Annotated in this window: 15 protein-coding genes; 6 read left to right on the forward strand and 9 right to left on the reverse strand. The window is 70.2% G+C overall.

Going from position 1 to position 16,651, the window contains the following annotated elements; genetic code table 11:
- Positions 1–529: 529 nt before the first annotated feature.
- Positions 530–943: a PopC secretion inhibitor PopD gene (gene popD / locus LZ199_RS24450; RefSeq protein WP_253996163.1), complete on the reverse strand. Its 414-nt coding sequence runs from the start codon at positions 941–943 to the stop codon at positions 530–532.
- A 63-nt stretch (positions 944–1,006) separates the two neighbouring features.
- Positions 1,007–2,434, reverse strand: coding sequence for a subtilisin-like protease PopC (gene popC / locus LZ199_RS24455; RefSeq protein WP_253996164.1), 1,428 nt, complete (start codon positions 2,432–2,434; stop codon positions 1,007–1,009).
- 636 nt (positions 2,435–3,070) lie between these two features.
- Between popC and LZ199_RS24460 the strand changes: the two genes are divergently transcribed.
- Positions 3,071–3,865 carry a prolipoprotein diacylglyceryl transferase gene (locus LZ199_RS24460; protein ID WP_253996165.1) on the forward strand — a complete coding sequence of 265 codons (795 nt, stop codon included), beginning with the start codon at positions 3,071–3,073 and terminating at the stop codon, positions 3,863–3,865.
- A 117-nt stretch (positions 3,866–3,982) separates the two neighbouring features.
- On the opposite strand, the gene LZ199_RS24465 is transcribed toward LZ199_RS24460, so the two are convergent.
- The 4 genes from LZ199_RS24465 to LZ199_RS24480 form a co-directional block, all read right to left on the reverse strand.
- Complete coding sequence (locus LZ199_RS24465; protein WP_253996166.1) at positions 3,983–4,942, reverse strand: sigma-70 family RNA polymerase sigma factor; 960 nt, start codon at positions 4,940–4,942, stop codon at positions 3,983–3,985.
- Between the two features lie 3 nt (positions 4,943–4,945).
- Positions 4,946–6,247 (reverse strand): phytoene desaturase family protein, encoded by a 1,302-nt coding sequence (locus LZ199_RS24470; RefSeq protein ID WP_253996167.1) that lies wholly within the window; start codon positions 6,245–6,247, stop codon positions 4,946–4,948.
- Positions 6,248–6,358: 111 nt separating this feature from the next.
- Entirely contained in the window at positions 6,359–6,925 is a 567-nt protein-coding gene (locus LZ199_RS24475) for an imm11 family protein (RefSeq protein ID WP_253996168.1), read from the reverse strand.
- Positions 6,926–6,934: 9 nt separating this feature from the next.
- Positions 6,935–8,284 (reverse strand): AHH domain-containing protein, encoded by a 1,350-nt coding sequence (locus LZ199_RS24480; RefSeq protein WP_253996169.1) that lies wholly within the window; start codon positions 8,282–8,284, stop codon positions 6,935–6,937.
- A 217-nt stretch (positions 8,285–8,501) separates the two neighbouring features.
- Here LZ199_RS24480 and LZ199_RS24485 point away from each other — a divergent pair, with 217 nt between their 5' ends.
- The 3 genes from LZ199_RS24485 (at position 8,502) to LZ199_RS24495 (ending at position 10,434) form a co-directional block, all read left to right on the forward strand.
- The gene (locus LZ199_RS24485) at positions 8,502–8,741 is read left to right on the forward strand and encodes a hypothetical protein (protein ID WP_253996170.1); all 240 of its coding nucleotides are present in this window, start codon (positions 8,502–8,504) and stop codon (positions 8,739–8,741) included.
- A 76-nt stretch (positions 8,742–8,817) separates the two neighbouring features.
- Positions 8,818–9,297, forward strand: coding sequence for a peroxiredoxin family protein (locus tag LZ199_RS24490; RefSeq protein ID WP_253996171.1), 480 nt, complete (start codon positions 8,818–8,820; stop codon positions 9,295–9,297).
- A 201-nt stretch (positions 9,298–9,498) separates the two neighbouring features.
- Positions 9,499–10,434, forward strand: a complete 936-nt coding sequence (locus LZ199_RS24495; RefSeq protein ID WP_253996172.1) for an alpha/beta fold hydrolase — start codon at positions 9,499–9,501, stop codon at positions 10,432–10,434.
- A gap of 15 nt (positions 10,435–10,449) precedes the next feature.
- Here the strand turns inward: LZ199_RS24495 and LZ199_RS24500 are convergent, their stop codons facing one another.
- From LZ199_RS24500 to LZ199_RS24510, 3 genes are all read right to left on the reverse strand, one after another.
- Entirely contained in the window at positions 10,450–11,358 is a 909-nt protein-coding gene (locus tag LZ199_RS24500) for a DMT family transporter (RefSeq protein ID WP_253996173.1), read from the reverse strand.
- 81 nt (positions 11,359–11,439) lie between these two features.
- Positions 11,440–11,721: a rhodanese-like domain-containing protein gene (locus LZ199_RS24505; protein ID WP_253996328.1), complete on the reverse strand. Its 282-nt coding sequence runs from the start codon at positions 11,719–11,721 to the stop codon at positions 11,440–11,442.
- Between the two features lie 81 nt (positions 11,722–11,802).
- Positions 11,803–13,305 carry a DUF6891 domain-containing protein gene (locus tag LZ199_RS24510; protein WP_253996174.1) on the reverse strand — a complete coding sequence of 501 codons (1,503 nt, stop codon included), beginning with the start codon at positions 13,303–13,305 and terminating at the stop codon, positions 11,803–11,805.
- A gap of 189 nt (positions 13,306–13,494) precedes the next feature.
- Between LZ199_RS24510 and LZ199_RS24515 the strand changes: the two genes are divergently transcribed.
- Together LZ199_RS24515 and LZ199_RS24520 are read left to right on the forward strand one after the other, a co-directional pair.
- Positions 13,495–14,010: a GreA/GreB family elongation factor gene (locus tag LZ199_RS24515; protein WP_141641679.1), complete on the forward strand. Its 516-nt coding sequence runs from the start codon at positions 13,495–13,497 to the stop codon at positions 14,008–14,010.
- A 100-nt stretch (positions 14,011–14,110) separates the two neighbouring features.
- Positions 14,111–16,636, forward strand: coding sequence for a sensor histidine kinase (locus LZ199_RS24520; RefSeq protein ID WP_253996175.1), 2,526 nt, complete (start codon positions 14,111–14,113; stop codon positions 16,634–16,636).
- Positions 16,637–16,651 lie beyond the last annotated feature (15 nt).

Consider the following 16,651-nt stretch of genomic DNA (forward strand, 5'->3'; position numbering starts at 1 on the left):
ACGCGTCGTCCAGGCGATAGACGCGCGCGAAGTGTCCGCGCGCCACTGCTCGAAACACGACGGAACAGCGCGCTACACGTGGGTGCGACTGCGCGGGGGTGGCGCGGAAGACCACCCGCCACGAGGCCCCTCGGAGGAACGCGGACCGCCAGGCGCTCAGTGCAACGCGGGCACGGAGAGCCTGGCCTGCTCCGCCATCACCCGCTCCGCCAGCGCGCGGTTCAGCGCTTCATATGAGGGCTGGAGCGCCTTCAGCATGCGCCAGGCTGTCCTCTACCAACCGCCCCACGACGCATACATGCCCCGCGGGACGATTGCGGGATGACAGGAGAATCGCGACTTTCTACGCTAGTCAGGAAGAAGCGGAGAACCCGTGCGTTTCCCGAATTGGAAACGGCGACGTCCCTGCCCTTCTCCCGCGCGAGCAGCTCAAGGGCCTCGCGCACGGTGGAACGAACCACCACGGGCCGCCCTCCACGTCATTGGAGGGGAGCCCAGACCAGGGGTGCACGGCGAGGGGCACCCACCGCTAGTAGAGGTCGACGGGCATCATGGTGCCTGCCTCGAACTCCGGAGCACGCCGCAGCTGGTCCAGCACGCGCGGCGCGCAGCGCAGGTGGAGCATGGGCAACGAGCCCGGCTCGCTCACCGAACGCACGGAGCCCAGGAGGTGGTGCGCCTCGAGCCAGCGCATGAAGCTCTCGTGGAAGCGAGCGCTCTCCGCCAGCCCGGCCCGTTGGACCTCCGCCCGTGACAGGGGCGGAGGACGGGGAGGAGTGCGTCCACGAGCAGCCTTGGGCTCCTCGCGGGGCATCACTGTGACATCTATCCATTCAGGCTGCGTCCGCGCGCCGGCCAGGCCGGGCAACGGACGGACCGCCGAGGTGACACGGGACGAACCCGCCGCGAAGCCGTCCCCTGGCTCGCCAATCTTTCTGCTCATGGCCTCATCCTCCTCCCCCGGGCCCGGCGCTCCACTGGCGCCGACCCCGGCTTCAACCCGCCGTCACCTGAATACAGCCAGGCCCTTGCCTGTCCGGTGTCCGCCTGAGCGAGGAAGTTTGACCGCATTGGCCAAAATCAAATCCCGCACCTCGAGCGCCGTCAAGTCAGGGGCACGGCATCGGTAGAGCGCCGCGATACCCGCTACATAAGGCGCCGCCATGCTCGTGCCACTCATTCGCTCGTAGAACGCCTGATTGTTGCAGCGCCTTTCAGTGCTGGAATACACGTTCACCCCGTAACCCATGATGTCGGGCACGACGCGGCGCTCCACGACACCGCTGGCCGAGAAATGGGCCACGTTGCGCTCGAAGTCGACTGCACCGACGGCCAGGGACTCGTCAAAGGCGGCTGGATAACCAACCGAGTCGGGTCCACTGTTACCTGCCGCGACAACAGGCAGCACATTGCTGTCGAGCAGCCGACGAATCATCGTCTGCAGCGCGCGCTGGTTGAGCTTGTAGTCCGCCTCGGAGATGCCCGGAGGCGGCTTGAGCGGGAAGCCCAGCGAGAGATTGACGACGGCGGGACGGGTGACGTTCTGCGGGCTGCTGAACTGGTGCAGCAGCCACTCCATGCCGGCGGCCACGCGGCCCAGGCTGGTGCGGATGGTCTCCGATTCAATGACGGACGCGACGTAGAGGTCCACCTCCGGAGCGACGCCGTGGTGCGTGCCCGCGGCGATGCCGCACACGTGCGTGCCGTGACCATCCGGGTCGAAGCCGCGGATGTCGCGTGCCGGATTGTGCGGCGAGTTGGGGAACAGCGACACGTAGCGGAACTGGATGACCTTGGCGGCGTGCTCGGGGTGGTCGGCGTCCACGCCGGTGTCGAGCACGCCGAGCAGCACGCCCGCGCCGCGGATGCCCTGGGCGTGGGCCAGGGGCACACCGCTCTCTTCCGGCCACTCGCGCTCGGCCAGCGAGCTCATGCCCCGGTTGCGCGGACCGGACTGTCCCGCCGACACGGGGCCGGGGAAGGACAGGGGCACGACGTCGGGGATGAACTCGAAGTCGTCGGACAGCTCGCCGCGCGCCTCGCGCTCCGTGTCCTCCGAGTAGAAGTGGGCCATGGTGGCGCCGATGAGCGGCATGAAGCGGAAGCTGCCCGCCTCGCTGCCGGTCTGCTCCGTCACGGGCGCGCCCGGCAGCGGCACCGTCGTGGAGTCGGCGCCGCGCGTGGTGGGACGCTTGATTTTGGACCCCTTCGCCACGCGCTTGCGCTCCTCCTGGCCGCTGACGGCCGGCCGCGGGCCGGGCAGCGTGGCCGAGCGCAGGCCCAGCGACGACAGGGTGTCCGGTGCGCGGTTGGCGACCGCGAAGCGAAGGGCCGTGGTGCGAGGCAGCACGCGCTCGCCCTGCTGCGTACCGCGAGGCCCGACGCGGGCCTGCGTTTCGATGGACTCCTTGGGAACCAACAGGTAGGACTTCATGGGTTGTCTACTCCTTGAACGACCGTGCAACGCTGGCGGCGTGAGGCAAGGGCCACCGGCACCCAAGCTGCGTCCGCCGCGCCCGGAGCCTCGCGAGCCCGGCGGATGTGGATGGCGCGCGCTTCCGAGCGGCGCGAAACAGCCGGGTCCTCCTCCCCGGCGCACGAGACCTCCTTGCTGCATGGGGCAGCCCTCCGGCCCCCGACCCCCCAGGACTTCAAGGACGCCACCGCGTCCTCGCGCGCGAGCCCTCGTACACCCCGGTCCGTCGCCCTCACTGGCGTCCGACCTCCGGTGGCTGTGGCTCGCCCTTCCATGGCTTCTCTCTCCTCCAGGAATCCCCGAACCCATTGTGAGATTGGACAGGACGGGACTGACAATTAAACCTGGGATTCCTTGCTGTAGACGCACGAGCCCCCCTGAATCGGTCCTTACGGGACTTTCCGGAGCGTCGGGAAGTATGAAGGAGGTCCCCCAGACTGCTCGGAGCGTCACAAGAGCGGTGTCCGCCAGCCGACCCGGGGTGTCGGAAGGGGCGGGGAGCGAGGGGGAAGTTCGGGTCCCCACAATTGTTCGCCTACGTCGCCCGCGACGGATTAAGTGGGCGCAAGCGGTCCGTCCTTTGGAGCCATCGACGTGATTCCCTACTGGCATGCCCCTTCGCTGAAGCTGGGGCCCCTCACCATCGAGCCCTTCGGCATCTTCGTCGCCGTGGGCATCCTGCTGGCCGCGCGGTTGCTCGGTCGCCAGGCGCAGCGCCAAGGGTTGGACCCGACGCCGCTCGCCGACTACGCCCCGTGGGGCGTGGGCGTGGGCGTGCTGGTGGGCCACTGGGTGCACCTGTTCTTCTACCACCCGGAGGAGCTGTCCAAGGGGCCGCTCCAGATTCTGAAGGTGTGGGACGGGCTGTCGTCCTTCGGCGGCCTGGTGGGCGGCATCATCGCGGCCATCTTCTTCTTCCGGCACCGGAAGCTGCGCTTCAACGACTACGCGGACGCGTTCGCCCTGGGCGTGGCGCCGGGCTGGGCGGTGGCGCGGCTGGGCTGCTTCGCGGTGCATGACCACCCGGGCGTGCGCACCGACTTCTTCCTCGCGGTGGCGTTCCCCAACGGGGCCCGGCACGACCTGGGCATGTACGACGCCATCGCCCTCTTCCTCATCTCCGGCCTGCTGTACGCGCTGCGCGACGTGGAGAAGATGAAGGGGCGGCTGTTGCCGCTGTTGTCGCTGCTGTACGCGGCGTGCCGGTTCAGCTTCGACTTCCTGCGCGCCACGGACATGAACTACGTGGACGCGCGCTACTTCGGCCTGACGCCCGCGCAGTACGGCTGCTTCGCGCTGGTGGCCTATGGCCTGTGGGGGCTGCTGCGCCGCCGCGAGTCGAGCGCGACGTCAGCGCCACCCGGGAAGACGCTGGGCACGGCGCGGTAGGCAGGCTGTCGTTTCCCGAGGCCCTCGCGGTGGTTCGCGAGGGCCTTCTGCTGTCCGGAGTCCGGGCCGCGTGACTTCCTTCCGCGCGCGGGCGTCTTCCGGTTCATCCGCGGGGGCTCACGCGGGCGCGGGCATGCGCACGGCGGAGAGCTTGCGCCGCGTGAGCACGGAGTGGATGTGCGCGATGCGTCCATCCGCTCCCAGCTCCACGCGCACCACCGCGCGCGTGGCGAGCAGCGGATCCTTTCCAGGCGCGTACACCAGCACCAGCGCGGGCAGGCCGTTGAGCCACTGGAGCTCCACCGCGAGGGGCGGGCCGCGCTGCTCCATCAGCCGCGTCAGGAACGTCAGCACGCGCTTCGGGCCCACCAGGGGCACGTGGGCCGCGCGCACCTCGCCCCGGCCGTCCGTCAGGGTGAGGACGTCGTGGGCGAGCAGCGCCTCGGCGGCCGCCACGTCTCCGGTCAGCAGCGCGCCGAGGAAGCCTTCGAGCGCCGCGCGGGTGCGCTGTTGGAGGTCCTTCGTCGGGAGGCAGCGCGCGCCGTCGTACGCGGCCATGGCGGCGCGAGCGCGGTGGTGCACCACCTTCACGTTGGCCTCGGTCATGCCCAGGGCCTCGGCGACTTCGTGCACGGTGGAGTCGAACACGTCGCGCAGGAGCAGCACGGCGCGCTGCTTGGGCGTCAGGGCCTCCAGCGCCAGCAGGAAGGCGAAGGAGACACTCTCCAGCAGCTCGTAGCGGCCCTCCGTCGAGCCTCCGCCCGGCAGCCTCGCCTCCACCGCGGGCGGCACCTCCTCGTCACCAGTCTCCAGCGGCGAGGGCAGCCACGGGCCGATGTAGCCCTCGCGTCGGCGGCGGCGCAGGGAGTCTCGCGACAGGTTCACCGCCACGCGCGTCAGCCAGGGGCGCAGCTCCTCGTGACGCGCTGGAGGCGAGGTCAGCGCGCGGGCGAAGGTCTCCTGCACCAGCTCGTCCGCGTCCGCCGCCACGCCCGTCATGCGGTAGCACAGCCCCCAGAGGTAGCGCTCGTGCTCCCGCGCCGCCTTCGCCAGTGCTCCGTGCGACGAGTCCGCCATGGCTCAGGCTCCCACCGCGAGGCGCGGCTCCTCGTGGCGCTGGCTCAGCAGCGCGCGCTCCACCGACTCCGCGCTGGCGAAGGAGGCGTCGACCAGGAAGCCCTCGTCGCCCACCCAGTCTCCCACGCGGTACAGGCCGCGCAGGTGGGGCACCTCCGGCGACGGACGGCCCGCGAGCCCTCCTGACTTCGCCGTGGGAATCCGGTGGCTCACCACCAGCGAGGGCCGGAAGCGTCGGGCGACGAGGTGCGCGCGCCAGCCGGGTTGCAGCACGTCCATCACCGCCTCCAGCTCGGCTTCACTCGCCTCGGTGTCGGGCGTCGCGAGGTACTTCATCACGTGCACCATGGCGCCTCCCTCCGGCCCCAGCTTCGCGAAGGCCGAGTGCACGGAGACGTACCATGGACCATCGATGCCGAGCGCGAACAGCGCCTCGGGCCTGGGCAGCCGCGACAAGCCCAGCTCCAGCGTGGCGGCCTTCACCGGTATCGACTCGGCGGCCTCGCGCGCGAGCACCGTGTCGTCGGGCAGGAGGTGGGACACGTCACCGGGACTGCCGGCCAGCACCACCGCGTCCGCCGCGCGCACCGTGCCGTCGCCCATTCGCAGACCCTGGACCTGGCCCGACTGGATGACGACGCCGTCGACTCGCGCGGAGAGCTCCAGGGTGACGCCGGCCTCGCGCGCGACGGACTCCACCGACGAGACGAGCGAGGCCCAGCCGTCGTCGAGGTAGAGCACGTTCGCCTCCAGCGCGAGCTGGAGCTGCGTCACCACGACCTGCGCGCTCATCGCGTCGAGGTCTCCGCAGTAGGTGGCCACGCGGGCCAGCGAGGCGATGACGGCGCGCGCGTCGTCGCGAGACAGGCGTGTGTCCAGCCACTCGCGCAGGGACACGTGCGCCAGGGTGTCCGCGTCGATGCGGCGGAGGCTCGCGAGGAGCCGGGCCATCTCCAGCTTGCCGTGCAGGTTCAGCACGTCCGTCGTCATCAGCGACACGGGGCCGCGTGGCAAGGTGTGCAGCCGGCCCGCGCGCAGGGCGTAGGCCGCGCCCGACTGGCCGGGGGTGGCCCCCCGAGGCTTCACGCCGAGGCGGCCGAGCACCCGCATGCCGGCTCCCGCGCGGTACAGGGCATGCGGCCCCAGGTTGAAGCGGAAGCCCTCCACGTCCGAGGTCTGCGCACGTCCGCCGAGGTGCTTGGAGCGCTCGTACAGCGTCACCGCGCAGCCACCGCGCGCCAGCAGGGCCGCCGCCGTGAGCCCGCCCAATCCGCCTCCCACCACCGCCACCTTCTTCGCGTCCATGTCCGCCCTCCGTCGACTCACGCCCGGGAAAATCCCGAGCACTCGACGGCTCCACGAAAATGGGGGGCGAAAGGTTACAGAGGCTCGGCGAAGACCTCTGGACGCCGGGGTTCACACCTCCTTGAGCGCCAGTCCCGTCGCCCCGACACTCATCAGTGCAGCTCGAAGGTCCTCTGAGATGATGAGGGCTCCTGGCCATCCTTCCGGCCGAAAGACGCGGGCCTCACCCACTTGCGAGGCATCGATTCGCAGGCCCCGCACGGAGGCATACTGGCCCACCTTCTCGGGCACGCCGTCCTCGGGCAGCCAGCGCTGAATCCGTGAGGCCTTCTCGTCGATGCAGCGGATGAGGCGGGTGGCCACCAGTATGAGATACGCGTCCTCCTGCTTGTCGATGCCCACCGGGACGAGCTGAACGTCGCCGGGCGCCAGTTCCGAGAAGACCGTGGCGACCTTGACGTGTACCACCGGGATTCGCACTCCCGCCTCGGTGAAGTCGAGGGCGCGGCCCGGTACTTCGACAGGCAGTCGCAAGCGCCCCTCCAACTGGACGGGCGTGCCCACCCGGAAGCGCTCGGGCTCCTTCACGGCACGGCCTCGCACGTCGACGGGCATCCCCAGATGCCAGCGCCCAGGAACCTGGACATCATCATGCAGCTCGAAGAAGCGCCGGGACATGAAGGGAACCTACGGCTTTGCTCCGCGAGTGACGAGCAGGTTCAACTCCGTCCCTGGAGTAGCGACCTCCCGTGCGAGTCGCCGCAACGCGGCTTGCAGGGAAGCTCGGCAGGCCTTCACCGTTCGACAGGTCAGCGTCGCCGCATCGAGTTCCTCGAAGACCAGCTCGTGGTAGCGCTGAGGATGCGGCCCTCGATGTCCCTTGAGGGGCACGATGTTCTCTGGGTCCTTCAGCTCCATCCCCGCCTTCTGGAAGATGTGCCGGAACCTTGGAGTCCAGGGTCCTCCTCGGGCAGCGGAGATGTCGTTCTTGTCCGTGGCGAGATGATGTTGATGCGGACGCGAGCCACCTTGCGGCGCACGCGCGGCCATGGCCACCGCGGTAGGAACCAGCACCACCGTGAGCCCCGTGGTGGTTGTCGCAATGGACTGAACGCCACCCAGTGCGGCATACGAGAAACCGGCCTGCGACTCCACGGCGAGCGCCGCCTGCGCGGAGCCCGGCAACCCCACTGACTTCGCGGCCAACCCCGCCGTGCTCCCGATGGCTGCTGTCGCCAGCATGACGAAGACTCGGGCTGCGTTCTCGCCCAGCACCTCGCCATACTCGCCCGCCGCTTCGCTGAGCTGCGCGAACGTCCTGGATGAATCCACCTTCCGAACCAACGACACCCAGCCATCGATGAGGCGGAGCACCGTATCCACGCCCAGATAGGCGATGGCGGCAGCGGTCATCACCGCCGCGAGGCCCTTGCTCACCGGCTCGGGAAGCGACCACAGGAGCATGTACATGGTGACGGAGGCCAGGACGGTGGCTTGAAGAACGTCAGGGTCCACCATGCCCTCCAAGGCCTCGGCCGTCTCGTCCCACACCGCATCCATCGCAAGGGCCATGGCCAGCGTGTACTTGCCGTCACTCCCCAACAAGGGACCTTCATCCAGGAGGCGCAGGCAGTCCCCTGCCTTCCGCCTGCGAGCACACCACTCGCCGTAAGCGCGCGTGAGCTCCTCATCCGCATAGGTCTCCAGGAGCCGGGGGCCGTCCACCTCTTGTTGCCGCGGAACGAGGCGCTGGCCCTGGGGCTCGTACAGGAACGTCCCACTTCGGGAGAGAACGCCAAAGAGCGCTCGCGCCTCTCTCATGGGATGCCGAAAGGGCCGCACATCTCGCGCGAGCTCCGCGACGGCTTGCTCGAAATCATCAGCCCCCAGCTCCGCCGCCTTCAACTCCGCGCCTGGTTCCTCGCGGGGTGTGACAACGAATGAGTCCAGGCCCGTCTCGAGGCGGACGACACGTCCCGATGAACACCCCACCGCCACCAGCGCCAGGAACAAGGGGACCACGGAACGCAGTCTCATGAGCAGCCTCCTGCATCACCTTGAGCGTCGAGCCTCATCCACACCAGGACGCGGCGCGTCGTGCAGGGCGCAACACCATGCGGGTACCCCGGATGCGCCAGTTCCACCGCTCAGGTGTCATCCCCTCGCGTGCCCTCCCCCGCGTGACTTCATCCCGAGTCACACGGTCGGAAATCCCGGCTATGGTGCGGGCACTCGGGGCCGGTTGGAGTCACTCATGCGCCACGCCACCATCGCCATCGCCGTCATCGCGGGACTGCTGCTGAGCGGGTGTAGCCGCTGGTGGCTCTACCCCATGCTCCCCTCCACCCCGAACCCCAGGAGCCTCACCCAGCAGCCCGGCGGATGGGAGGAGGACCCCGTCCCGACCAGCGAGCCCGTGTACGGACCTGACCGCGCCTCGGATGCACCGGACGGGGAAAAAGAAGAGTCCAAGGCCGCCGACGAAGCCTCCTGAAACCTCCCGGAAGGGTCGCACGTACCAGGGTTCGTCACATGGCGCGCACGCTCGCGCCTCCCTGGACGTGCCGCCCATGCCTCTCCTCGCCGCCCCGCCACAGCCACTCCTCGCTCCGTCGTTCTTCCTGCTGGACCCCGCCCACGACGTCGAGCGCCCCCTGCTCCGTCACGGCCGCCCCACCCTCATCACCTTCCTGCGTGGCACCTGGTGCTCGTCCTGCCAGGCCTTCCTCGAACGCCTCTCGCCCCTCCACTCCACCCTCCAGGCCCGAGGCGTGGACCTGGTCGGCGTCGTCTGCCAGGGCCGGCACTGGGTCAAGAGCTGGCTCGCCCTCAACTCCCTCCCCTTCCCCCTCCTCGTCGACGAACAACGCACCGTCGCCAAGGCCTATGACGTCTACAAGGCGCTCGGCCTCGACGGCATCCACATCGCCCGGCCCGCCACCTTCCTCGTCGATGCCCGGGGCCACATCGTCTGGCGCTATCTCGGCGACGACCGCGATGACCGCCCCGCCAACGAAGGCCTCCTCGAGGCCCTCCAGCTCCTGCGCTGAAACATGTCTCACACATGATTTCGCCCGGATGAAAACCTTCCGCTCCGGCTGATGACAGACATGGCTTCCGGGTCTGTTTCAACTCGGGCCTGAGTGAATGGAACCCCACACGTCATGCCACGGGAGGCAATGTCAGAGGTAGGCGTAGAATGATGCGAGTCACGGCGGATATCCCGCCGGCCCTGAACAAGGCACGCCTCCATGAAGACGCTCCTCGCCGCCCTGCTCACGCTGCCCCTTCTCGCCTGTGGCCCGGCCTCCGAGCCCGCTCCCGCCGAGACTCCGGCTCAGTCCGAAGCGCTGACCGAGCAGTCCAGCGAGCTGTCCTCCACCGCCCCCCGCGAGCGCTCCGTCCGCCTGCGCACCGGCGTCACCCTGCGCTACGTGGAGCAGGGCTCGCGCAACGGGCCCGCAGTGGTCTTCCTCCACGGCTACACGGACTCGCACCACACCTGGGACTTGAACCTGTCGCTCTTCTCCCGCGACTTCCACATCTACGCGCTGGACCAGCGTGGACATGGTGACTCGACGCGCCCGGTGTGTTGCTACACGCAGCAATACTTCGCCGCGGACGTGGCGGCCTTCCTCGACGCCGTGGGCGAGCGCGACGCCATCCTCGTCGGCCACTCCATGGGCAGCTTCATCGCGCAGCAGGTGGCGCTCGACTTCCCGCGCCGCGTGGAGGCCCTCGTCCTGGTCGGCTCGGCGCCCACCGTCGCGGGCAACGAGGTGGCCCTGTTCCTCAAGTCCGTCGTCGACGAGCAGGTGGGCACCGTGGACCCCGTCTTCGTCCGCGAGTTCCAGTCGAGCACCTTCATCCGTCCCGTGCCGGCCTCGTACCTGGACACGCTCGTCTCGGAGAGCCTGAAGGTCCCCGCTCGCGTGTGGCAGGACACGCTCGACGGCATGCTCGCGGAGAACCACTCCTCGCGCCTGCACCGCATCCGCGTGCCCGTGCTCGTGGTGGGCGGAGACCAGGACGGCTTCTTCCCCGTCGCGCAGCAGCAGGCGCTCGTCAACGCGCTGCCCGATGCGCGCTTCATCCTCTACCCGAACACCGGCCACGCGCCCCACGCGGAGCTTCCCCAGACGTTCGTACGCGACGTGAGCCAGTTCCTGCGCCGCGTGTCCCGGTAACACCCGACACGTGTCTCAGGCCGGCCCCTCGGCCTTCGCGTCCTCGGGGGGCGGCAGGTTCTCCCCCGGCGTGTCCGAGCGGGCCAGCAGCACCGCGGCGGTGAGGATGAGCGCACCGCCGAGCACCTGACGCAGGCTGAGCCGCTCGTCGAGGAAGAGCGCGCTCAGCACCACCGCCGTCAAGGGCTCCATGTTGGACACCAGCGAGGTGTTCACCGGGCCGATGCGCGCCATGCCCAGGAAGAAGAGGAAGACGGCGGCCACGGTGGAGATGAGCGACAGCCCCACCACCGCGCTCCAGCCCAGGCCCGTGGTGGGAAAGGAAGGCCCCTTCACCAGCATGGCCAGGCCGAAGACAATCCCCGCGGACGAGAGGATGACGGTGCTGGAGGCCAGCGGCCCCGCCTTGCCCGCCACGCGCGCGCTGGTGACGACGTACACCGCGTAGAGCAGCGCGGACAGCAGCCCCAGGAAGACGCCCGTCGGCGTCACCGCGCCCTGCCGCAGGTCCGCCGTCAGCCCCGTGCCACACAGGGCCAGCCCCACCGCCACCCACTTGAGCCGGCCCAGGCGCTCGCGGAACACCACCACTTGCAGCAGCGCCACCAGCGCGGGGAACGAATACAGGAGCAGCGCCACCAGTCCGGCGGGAGCGAACTGGAGCGCGGCGAAGTACACGCCCGCCTCGCTCACGTAGCCCACCGCGCCCAGCAGGATGAGCCCCACCAACAGGCGACCCCTGGGCAGCGGCTGGCGTCCCACCACCATGAAGGCGGCCAGCACCGCTCCGGCGGACGTGAAGCGCAGGAAGAGCAGCGTGAAGACGTCCGCACCCGCCGCGTAGGCGAGGCGACCGAAGAGCCCGAGCGCGCCGAAGCACGCTCCGGACAGGGCCACGATGAGGAAGCCAGCGGTGCGATTCATGGCGGGAGCGGCGGCACGCTGCTCCAAGCCGCCCCCCATGTCACGCGCCGCGCGTCCGGCCCCTCCCACCCGGACAGGGGGTTACCAGTTGTTCACGGACCGCAGGTCGAACACGTCCGGGAAACCATTGGCGCGCAAAATTTGTGAGGCCACCGCGCTGCGGCCACCGGCGGCGCAGTACACCACCACGCGAGTGCCGGGCGGGCCCACCTCGGCGACACGCTGGGGCAGCTCCTGCACGGGGATGTTGCGCGCGGCGTCCGGGTGTCCTTGCTGGAACTCCTGGGGGGTGCGCACATCCAGCAGCACCGCGCCTTCCGCGACGAGCTGCCGGGCCTTCTGGGACAGTTCCTGGGGCGTCATGCGGAGCAGCATGCCTGATTCAGGGAGCAGGGGCTCGCGCATCCCACGAGCCCCTGTTGCCTTCACGGCGAAACGCGCCGCTCAGTCATCCGCCCCTCCCGCGTGGAGGTCCACCGTCTCCGTGAAGCCCTCCTCCGCCTGGACGATGAGCGTCTGGAGGCAGGGGAAGCGCGGCTTCACCAGGGCGACGAGCCCGTCCAGCCTGTCGCGGGCGTCCTCCTCCCGCGTGTACTCGAGGGTGAGCTGCGTCACGCTGTCCGAGCGCACGTCCTCCAGCTTCATCCCTCCGTCCATCTCCAACGTGAGGCTGCTCAGCCGGGGAAGAAACTCCACCAGCAGGCTCATGGCGGACTGCTGGGAGCCGAGCCTCAGCGCCTGCGTGGTGTCGACATGCACACGTCGGCGCCTCCAGGTGAAGGCGGGCATGAGGACGATGCGGGAGCGCGCGTGGCCATCCCACTCCGGCTCGAAGCCGTGCTTGCGCAGCGTCTCCACGACGACGCGGCCCACCTCCTCCGCCTGCGCTGACACCTTCGCGTCCTCTTCCTCCGACAGCTCGCCCTCCCTGTCGTCGTCCTCCACGTCGTTCACCAGGCCGTAGGCCAGGTACAGCGGATGCCCCTCCAGCGCGGAGTCCGTGTCCTGCTCGTGGAAGAACACCGTGCCCCGAATCGTCTCCCCCTGGGCCCGGCGCTCATCCGCCACGTCCCGGGACACCTCCCACCCGCCGCTCATCGTGGTGGAGGCCGACATCTCCGCGACGAAGCCCGCGTCCCGCAGCTCCTGGAAGGCCGCCTCCAACTGGTCGGAGGGGATGACCTCCGGCCACGTCTTCTCCTCCTCCGCCCGCGCCCGGATGAACGCGAGGAACCGCTCCATCACCATCCGTTGAACGCGGACATCCGCCACGTCGTCCCAGTCGGAGCTGCCCGTGTGGTCGAAGACCTGGTCCAGCGGATGATGGCCGTACTCGAAGACCCGAATCACCCCCTCCACCACGCCGGGCACCAGGGCCACCTCGTCCTCGGGCAGCTCCTCCTGGGGCACGAAGCCCATCGCCCCCAGCCGCTTCGCCAGGGCTTCCGCTTGCGACTCCAACCCCAAGCGCCGCGCCAGCCCCGGCATCGGCACGTCACCGTGCGTCGTGGCGAGCGCCTCGAAGCGGAAGCTCCAGTCCTCCTCGTCGAACGTCTCGATTCCCACCGCGAGGTGCCCGTCATCGAGCCACTCCGTCGCCGCGTCATGCCCCTCGGGCTCGAGCAGCTCCTGGCCGAGCGCGAGCGCCTTCAGCGACACCACGTCGTCGTCCGCGAGCGGCCCGGTGTCCAGGGCCCCCAGCCGCCGCGCCAGCTCCGTCGCCCGCTCCAGCAGCCCGCGCTGCCGCGCCCACAACGGAAACCTCACCTCGCCCCGCGTCGACGCGAGGAAGCGCGTGATGACGAGTCCCACTCTCTCATCAACCAGGTCGATGCCCACGAACGCGGTGCGGGAGGTCGGATACGTCGCGACATTCACATTCTCCACACCGGCCATCACCTCGGCGGAGATGGCGCGCACCCGCGCCTTCAGCTCTTCCTCGTTCACACCGGGCTCCTTCTCGTTGAGAGCATCGCGAAGACGCGGGCCACGTACCGGCAGGAGAACGAGAGGCCGCACGGGATGTCGCACCCCACCGGCCTTCATGCACAGGCCCGCTCCCATGGCCCGCACCACCGTGAACGCGCGGCCGAAAACTGGAGGTGTCACGCAGGGGCGCTACAGTTCTGTGCCATCATGTCACTCGACAAGCAGGCATTGATGCTGCAGCTCGCCGAGCGCCTCCAGCAGAGCGACAGGCTGGCCCACCGGGCCGAGGCCGAGGCCCGCGAGGCGGCCCGCAGTCTGGCCACCGAGTCGGAGAAGCGAGAGGACGGCCGCGCCGCGCTGGAGTTCGGCAGCCTTGCCACGGGCCAGGCGAATCGCGCCCGCCGCGTGCAGGAGGAGCTCAAGGCGCTCTCCAACTTCGGCCAGGGGCCGGTGCCGCGCTTCCCGCGCCAGGGGCCCGTGGGCCTGGGCGCGCTGGTGGATGTGAGCACCGAGGACGAAGAGGGCTTCGCCGAGCGCACCTTCTTCGTGCTGCCCGTGGGCGCGGGCACGGAGCTGACGGGCCCGGGCGGCGACGGCTTCCTGTCCGTCATCACCCCCGCCTCCCCCGTGGGCCGCGCGCTCATGGGCCGCAAGGCGGGCGACACCATCGAAGTGACGCTGGCGGGCGAGGTGCGCGAGTGGACGGTGCTCGAAGTCGCATGAGCCCAGGTGTCCCACCCACGTCGTCCGGGGTGTCCTGCCCCCGACGAAACACCAGCGAGCACTAGAACCCATGGGCCCCGACACGCGTGAATCCGGGAAGATGTCCCCACTTCCCGCACCGCGTTCACTCCAGGCGCCCTCCACCACCGCGACGCTGCTGCCGCTCACGTGGCCCGCCGCCCTCATCGGCCTGCTGTTCGGCGTGCTGATGACGTATGTGCCGTACGAGTTCCGCGTCGCCGCCTTCCGGCCGCTCTACCCGTACGTGCGCCTGCTCGGCGTCACCTACCTCACCGGCAGCATCTGCTTGATGGGCGCGCTCCTGTACCCGCGCGCGCCGCGCTGGCTGGACGTGGGCGGACGCGTGCTGCTGGGCGCGGCCATCGCCCTGTACTGGTGGGTGCTGAATGTCCTGCCCGGCAGCCTCACGGGCGTCGTCATGTACCCGCTGTTCTTCATGGGCCTGCTGCTGGAGGCGTGGCCCTCCATGCGCCAGCGGCCCACGCTGCGCGCGATGGTGGCCCTCACCGGCACCGCCTTCGGCCTGGCGATGCTCGCCGTGCCCGAGCGCTTCCCGCTGTCCGTCTACGCGCACCTGTCGCCGCTGCGTCCGCTGGTGGGGCTGCTGTTCACCGCGGGCGGCGTGGGACTGCTGCTGCCCTCGCGCTGGCTGCACCCGCGCATGCCGCCGCTGCTGCTGGCCACGCTGGCGGTGCCCTTCGCGCTGCTGGCCTACGCGCTGGCCCGGGGCGCCTCGTGGCTGGGCGCGGCCGTGTACACCGTGCTGGCGCTCTCCTGCGTCGCGCAGGCGCTGAACTGGCGTCCGCGCGCGCCGCGCACCGTGGGCTGGAAGCTCTTGCGCGGGCTGGCCTTCGCCGGGCTGGTGCCGCTGCTCGCGCTGGGAGGCCTCGCCGCCTACCTGGCGCAGAAGGCCATCGAGAAGCAGGTGCGCGACGACACGCGCTACGCCGCCGCGGGCGAGGCGGACTTCCTGCGGCGCTACCTGGATGACTCGCGCGAGTCGCTGCACCTGCTGCTGGAGTCCCCAGGCTTCCGCGCGGCGCTCGCCAGCGGAGAGCGCGAGCGGCTGGAGCCGTACCTGGCCAACCTGGCCGCCCGCGAGCGCACCTTCCACGCCGCGTTGACGATGGACGAGAACGCCCAGGTGCTGGCCACGTCCGAGGGGCCGGAGGGCTGGGGCTTCAACATCCAGGAGTACTTCCCCCAGCCGCCCGCGCCCGGCGAGCTGCCGCTGTCGCTGCCCTTCATGCGGCCCCACAACCATCCGCTGGTGGCGGTGGCCCTGCCGTTCGAGTTGGAGGGCTCGCGGCGTGGCGTGCTGGTGGGCCTGTTGTCCCTGGAGCGATTGAGCGAGGCCGCCACGCCCGCGTCCCAGCGCTTCCGAGTGCAGGTGATGGACCGGCGCGGACAGAAGGTCCTGCGGGACACGGCGACGGGCGCGCGGCTGCTGGGCGCGGCCCACCTGCCGGAGGCCCTGCGCGAGGAGCTGGAGCGCCCGGGTGGCGGCGTGCTGGAGGCCTTCGACGCGGCGGACCGGCGGGTGCTCGCGGCCGAGGCCCCGGTGGAGGGCTCGCCGTGGAGCGTCGTGGTGACGCAGGAGCTGGGCGTGGCCTACGCGGCGATTACGCGCATGAGCGCGGCGGTGGTGGGCCTGGTGCTGATGGGCGTGCTGCTGGCGCTGGGGCTCTCCCAGCTCGTCGCGCGCGACGTCATCCGGCGGCTCGGCACGCTGCGCGAGGCCACCGCCGCCCTGGCCGCGGGGGATTTGGACCGGCGCGTGGACGTGGAGGAGGACGACGAACTCGGAGAGCTGGCGCGCGGCTTCAACGAGATGGCGGACCGCACGGGCGCGGCGCAGCGGGAGCTGAAGGAGGCGGTGCGCACGCGCGAGGAGTTCCTCAGCGTGGCCAGCCACGAGCTGCGCACGCCGCTGACGCCGCTCAAGGGCTTCGCCGCGCTCACGCTCCAGCGCCTGGAGAAGAGCGGCGACTTCCCGGAGCGCGAGCGGCTGCTCAAGGCGCTGCGCTCCATGGCCCGGCAGACGGAGCGGCTGGCGCGGCTGGTGGATGACCTGCTCGACACCGCGCGCATCCAGGGCGGACGCTTCGAGCTGGAGCGCCAGCGCGTGGACCTGACGCCGGTGCTGCGCGAGGTGTTGGAGCGCTTCGAGCTGCGCGGCGAGGGCGGTGTCACCTTCGAGCTGCGCGTGCCCGAGCACCCCGTGGAGGGCGACTGGGACGCGCCCCGGCTGGACCAGGTCATCACGAACCTCGTGAGCAACGCCGTGCGCTACTCGCCCCAGGGCGGCGCGGTGTGCATGACGCTGGAGGAGGCCGGGGACCAGGTCCTCATCCACGTGAAGGACCAGGGCATCGGCATTCCACCGGAGAGCCTGGCCGGTCTCTTCAAGCCCTTCGCGCGCGCGTCCAACGCCACCGCGCGCCACTACGGCGGGCTGGGCCTGGGCCTCTTCATCTGCCGCGAAATCGTGGAGCGCCACGGCGGCACCATCTGGGCGGAGAGCCCGGGGCCCCAGCAGGGCAGCGCCTTCCACGTGCGCCTGCCCCGCGAAGTCGTGCCGCGCATCAGCGACGTGGCGGCCTGAGCGGACCGAGGAACC

The sequence above is a fragment of the Myxococcus qinghaiensis genome (assembly GCF_024198215.1).
Classification (GTDB): domain Bacteria; phylum Myxococcota; class Myxococcia; order Myxococcales; family Myxococcaceae; genus Myxococcus; species Myxococcus qinghaiensis.